4 protein-coding genes and 1 pseudogene are annotated in these 5,394 nt (G+C 64.6%); 2 read left to right on the top strand and 3 right to left on the bottom strand.

Going from position 1 to position 5,394, the window contains the following annotated elements:
- Positions 1-91 precede the first annotated feature (91 nt).
- Genes AC1DYD_RS41055 through AC1DYD_RS41045 form a run of 3 tightly spaced genes read right to left on the bottom strand, consistent with a single transcriptional unit; the run spans position 92 to position 3,326 of the window.
- Positions 92-1,096 (bottom strand): tyrosine-type recombinase/integrase, encoded by a 1,005-nt coding sequence (locus AC1DYD_RS41055; RefSeq protein ID WP_478178439.1) that lies wholly within the window; start codon positions 1,094-1,096, stop codon positions 92-94.
- Complete coding sequence (locus tag AC1DYD_RS41050) at positions 1,093-2,067, bottom strand: tyrosine-type recombinase/integrase (RefSeq protein WP_478178438.1); 975 nt, start codon at positions 2,065-2,067, stop codon at positions 1,093-1,095. The genes AC1DYD_RS41055 and AC1DYD_RS41050 overlap by 4 nt, the downstream gene beginning before the upstream one ends.
- Positions 2,064-3,326: a site-specific integrase gene (locus AC1DYD_RS41045; protein ID WP_478178437.1), complete on the bottom strand. Its 1,263-nt coding sequence runs from the start codon at positions 3,324-3,326 to the stop codon at positions 2,064-2,066. Before AC1DYD_RS41045 ends, AC1DYD_RS41050 begins: the two co-directional genes overlap by 4 nt.
- A 140-nt stretch (positions 3,327-3,466) precedes the next feature.
- Between AC1DYD_RS41045 and AC1DYD_RS41040 the strand changes: the two are divergent.
- Together AC1DYD_RS41040 and istB are read left to right on the top strand one after the other, a co-directional pair.
- A pseudogene (locus tag AC1DYD_RS41040) lies at positions 3,467-4,402 on the top strand (Mu transposase domain-containing protein); the annotation flags it as partial.
- A complete protein-coding gene (gene istB, locus AC1DYD_RS41035) occupies positions 4,395-5,195 on the top strand; it encodes an IS21-like element helper ATPase IstB (RefSeq protein ID WP_478178436.1) in 801 nt (266 codons plus the stop codon). The pseudogene AC1DYD_RS41040 and the gene istB, both read left to right, overlap by 8 nt.
- The last annotated feature ends 199 nt before the right edge of the window (positions 5,196-5,394 follow it).

Here is a 5,394-nt window from a genome sequence, read left to right as displayed (position 1 = left end):
TCGTAGTTTTGTGCCCAGGTGCGTTATGTGCCCAACCGGCCTGAGCAGTGCGCCGGCGATGGTGAGTCACCGGCCACCGGGCACAAAATTCTCACAGCGATTGCAGCCACTTCATCAGGTCTTGGTCTTGGCGCCATCCGACGCGAGTCCGGGATACCGCCGAAGTCGTCGGAGGAATGCATGCCGCAAGCGCGGCCTGCTTGGTTCGCATCGTGATCTCAGCGTAGCGATTGGTCGTCTCCAGACTGACATGGCCAAGCCAGCCGCGGATCACGTTGGCCTCGACTCCGGCCTCCAGCAATCGGACCGCGGTCGTGTGTCGAAACACATGCGGTGAGATCGTCTTGCCCTGTTCATGCACGTCGCTTCGAACGAGGTCTTGCGTATGTCGCCTGACGAGCTTGTAGATGCCAAAGCGGGTCAATGGCTGGCGCCGACTCGAGACGAAGAGCGCCGCCTGCGCGCCGCCACTCTGAACAGTATCCAACTGCTTGAGCAATGCAGCCGTCTCAGGCCAGATAGGGCAGCCGCGCCACTTGTCGCCCTTGCCGTGTAGGCGCACGCGCAGCGGTCCGTCAAGGTCTACATCGCCGACACGCAGATCGGCGACCTCTTGGACGCGAGCACCTGTGTTGTAGAGCAGCAGCAGCAAGGCTTGATCGCGCAGGGCTCGCCCACCCCGTGAAGCGAGCATCTGGAACAGTCGATCGATCTCCTCATGCTCCAGGTAGCGCGTAGGCGCGGGAGATGTTCGTTTGTTCGGAATTGCCTCGACGCGCTCGGCCTCGGCCAGCATCTCGCAGTGATACGTGGCGACGAAGCGGTAGAAGGTATGCAGCGCGGCCAGGCGTTGGTTGCGCGTTTGCGGCTTGTTGTGGCGCTGATCCTCAATCATCTGCAGGAATTCGAGCACCCTCTGCGACGACAGGTCGGTCAGGCTGAGCCGCGTGACCGGCTTGCGACAGGTGCGGGCAACGAAGGCGAGAAACAGCTTGATCGTGTCGCGGTAGCTCTTGATTGAACCGGGTCGTAGGCCCTTCTGAACCTTGAGATGGTCTTCGAAGAAGCTGAACAGGACTTGCCCGACGGTACTCATGATCGGCCTCCTCCGGGCGCGAACACCCGGAATCGTCGGTCGGCCTCGCGCATCAGCTCTTCGGTGATCGTCAAGTACACCGCGGTGGAGGCCGGATCGGCATGACCGAGGAAAGTCGCCAGGCGGATCAAGCGCGTGTTCGGATCGACTCCCGAGCGATACCAGCGCAACAAGGTCCCGACGGCGAAGGCGTGCCTGAGATCGTGCAGCCGTGGGGCGCATACACCGGCCGGCACGTCCAGCTTGAGCTGCGGCAGCAGCGAGTGAAACGTCAGGCTGATCGTGCCCTCATGAACAGCCCCGCGCCTGGTGAACGAAAACAGCGGCGCTTCGGGATCGGCTTGCGGGCCGAAGCGCCGATCCAGGTAGTGCGCCAAGCGCTCGCCCATGCGTGGGCCGAATGGCACGAGCCGGGACTTGTAGAACTTGGTATCGCGCACCGACAGCGCCGCCCGCTCGAAATCGACATCGCCCACCAACAGCCTGGTGACCTCGCCGACCCGCAAGCCCAGCCCGTACAGCAGCGCGAAAACCGTCTCGTAGACGAGTGCGCGATACGGTGCCTTCGGTCGCGTACGCATGCTGCGAGCGGCCTCGAGCAGCCGCTGCGCATCGGCAAGGCTGAACAGGTAGGGGATGCGCTGGCCGTTCACGCGCCGAGGACGGGCATTGACCGGATTGCACTCGACCACTCCCTGCGTCGCCGCCCAATCGAAGAACCGGCGTGTCGCACCGACGAGGTGGTTGTAGCTGCGCGCACGCTCGCGCGGACGAGAAGCGAGGAAGGTCTCGATCAGCCGAGAGTCGATCTGATCCAACGCGACCACGCGCTGGTCGGCAAGGTAGGCATCGAGCAGGTGCAGCGCGGCGGCCTCGGTTCTGTACTTGCGGCCGAGCGCTGTCTTGTACTGCAGGAAGGCACCGATCGGCCCGGCGAGCAGGCTGCGCAGTTGGGCGCGGGGGCGGCTCACAAGGCCTCCCCGTTGCCCATGGCAACTTCGCGAAGTGCAGCAAGGTCGACCTTGGTGTAGATCTTGGTCGATTGGGGTGAGCGGTGGCCGACGTAGTCGCCGATCGTCTTCAGCGAGAACTCGGCATCGACCAGACGTTGCACACAGGTGTGGCGCAGCGTGTGCGAGCCGGCTCGATGAACTCGTACGCCGGCACGCTGCAGGTATCTCACTGCAGCCGCCGACACAGCCGCGCTCGAGATCGGACGCCACGGCGCCATCGACCGGAAGAACACGTGTCGATCGGCAGTCTGGGGACGCGCATTCTTCAGGTAGTCGATGATCGCCTCTGCCACGACGCCGGCCAGCGGATATGCTGACCAGTGACCGGCCTTGCGCTGGGGAATGCTCAGCCTCTCGCCCTGCCAGTCGATGTCTTCCAGCGTCAGCTGGGCCACCTCGCTGCCCCGCAAACCGTAGGTCACCAGCAACAACAGCATCGCGTAGTCGCGCCGGCCCAACGCGCAGCGCCGATCCACACAGCCGAGCATGTCTCGGACTTCATCCCATGTGATGGCACGCGGCACATTGGCCAGGCGATGTAGACGCGGCACCTCCACCGCAGCGCTGAGATCGCGCTTGATGATCCTCTCGCGGTAACAGTACCGAAGAAAGATGCGCAGCGTTCCGCAGAGGTCGCGCCGACTCGTGCGCGCCAGCCCGGCGCAACGCTCGACGAGGAACGCGGCAAGCAGCGGCGGCGACACCGACGACAGGGAAGCAACGCAGGCACGATCGAGGAATGTACTCAAGCCGTTGAGGTAGAACGCGTGCCGCTCGATGGTGCCGTCCTTCAACCCGCGTTCGTCGCGCAGGTAACCGGCAAATCCCGGAACCTCTGCTTGGAACGGAAACGGCTTGCGTTGGCGATGCGGTCCGACGCCGCCGTACAGCGCCAGCTCGAGCATCTGACGGACCGGATTGCGTGCGTCGAACGCAACCTTCGCACGCGCCGCTTCGGACCTGCACGACTTGCCATGGATCGACTGCCAGTATTGCGTGAATGGCTCAACATGTTCGAGTGCGGTCCGACCGTCGATCGCGCCTCGGGCACTGGCGAACTCGCCGAACTGACAAAGAATGGGCACGCGTTTGAAGACATTGCGGTCCGCATAGCCCTGCGCTCGCAGCCAGCCGACGTAGTGCTCGATATAGGCCCCGGCGGCGTTGGCCCGAATGCGATCAACGGTGGCCGGCCGAACGAAATAGCGCTCCAACATGACAACCTCCAATCTATGGTGGGAAGGGAGATTGATCGTCGCTCTCAGGGCCTCGCCTTATGTGCCTATCCTCAACGAAACTGCAAGGCTTGGCGCGGCGCTCAGGCCGGTTGGGCACATAACGCACCTGGGCACAAAACTACGACAACATGAAGACCGCCGTGGACAAGGTGCACAAGGGCAAGGGCCGCACGGTCAACGCGCGCTTCTCGGTGATGTGCGCACACTACCTGTACGACCCCGACTTCTGCAACGTGGCCTCCGGCTGGGAGAAGGGCGTGGTGGAGAAGAACGTCCAGGACAGTCGGCGGCGCATCTGGATCGACGCGCGTGAGCGGCGCTTCGCCAGCTTCGACGAGCTCAATGCCTGGCTGGGAGAGCGCTGCCGGGCGCTGTGGCAAGAGGTCCGGCATCCCGAGCACAAGCAGTTCAGCGTCGCCGAGATGCTCGAGCACGAGCGGGGGCAATTGATGCCGATGCCCGCCGCGTTCGATGGCTACGTCGAGGAGGTGGCCCGGGTGAGCAGCACCTGCCTGGTGTCGGTGGCGCGCAACCGCTACTCGGTGCCGTGCGAACTGGCCGGGCAGATGGTCAGCACGCACCTGTACCCGACGCGCGTGACGGTGGTGGCTGGCGACGCCCTCGTGGCCGAGCACGAACGGCTGACGGACAAGGGCAAGACGCGCTACGACTGGCAGCACTACATCCCGCTGGTCCAGAGGAAGCCGGGAGCGTTGCGCAATGGGGCGCCGTTCACCGACCTGCCGCAGGCGCTGCAACGGCTGCGCCGCGCGCTGTTGCGCGAGACCGGAGGCGACCGCCTGATGGCGCGGGTGCTGGCTCTGGTGCCGACGGCGGGGCTGGAGGCGGTGCTGGTGGCCGTGGAGTTGGCGTTGGACGGCGCGCCGCCCTCGGGGCGCGTGAGCGTCGAGCACGTCATCAACGTGCTCGCGCGTCTGAACGCGGCGCCGCGGCCGGCCAATGTGGAGACGGCGCTGCAGGTGCTGACACCGCCGATTGCCGACACGGCCCGCTACGACCGGCTGCGCGACATCCAGGAGACCGACCATGCGTGACGTCATTGCCGAACTCAAGGCGCTGCGTCTGCACGGCATGGCCGGGACTTGGGCCGATCTGATCGAGCAGAACAACGCCGAGTTGGAGAGATCGCGCTGGCTCGTCGAGCAGATGTTGCGCGCCGAGACGACCGAGCGCGCCACGCGCTCGGTCAGCCACCAGCTGAATGCGGCAAAGTTCCCGGTGCACCGAGACCTCGCCGGGTTCGACTTCGAGGTCTCGCCGGTGGACCGCAAGCTGGTGCTGCAACTGGCCGATATGAGCTTCACCGATGAAGCGCACAACGTCGTGCTGGTGGGCGGGCCTGGCACCGGCAAGAGCCACCTCGCAACCGCCATCGGCGTGGCGGGCATCACGCAGCACGGCAAGCGTGTGCGCTTCTACTCGACAGTCGACCTGGTCAACGCGCTGGAGCAGGAGAAGGCCCAAGGCAAGGCAGGTCGCATTGCGGCGAGCATGCTGCGCCTGGACGCGGTGGTGCTCGACGAGATGGGGTATCTGCCGTTCAGCCAGGCCGGCGGGGCGTTGCTGTTCCACCTACTCTCCAAGCTCTACGAGCACACCAGCGTGGTGGTGACGACCAACCTGGACTTCGCGGAGTGGTCCAGTGTGTTCGTGGATCCGAAGATGACCACCGCGTTGCTGGACCGGCTCACGCATCACTGCCACATCGTGGAGACCGGGAACGAGAGCTACCGGATTACGCACGCCACGGCCAACACAAAGAAGCGCATCCGGGCTCGCGAGCAGGAGCGCAAAGAGGCCAACGCGCCGCCCGCAGACCTCGCCTGATCAACCGCACGAAGGGACAAGGCGCTACGGGCTTCGCCCTTCGCGCCTTCTTCGATCGAGCGGCCGGGGCATCAAAAGAGAAGCAAGAAAGGAGGCAAGACGCTAGAGTTATGCACAGTCGGCATCCACGATGCCGGCTTCCATCCCCGGGTCAAAGTTCAAACGGCAGGGTGGGTCAAAGTTCAACCGGCGCCGACAA

The organism is Variovorax sp. P4_B11 (assembly GCF_056402355.1).
The sequence above is the reverse complement of the archived record's forward strand: the minus strand, read 5'-3'. Positions and strand labels throughout refer to the sequence as shown.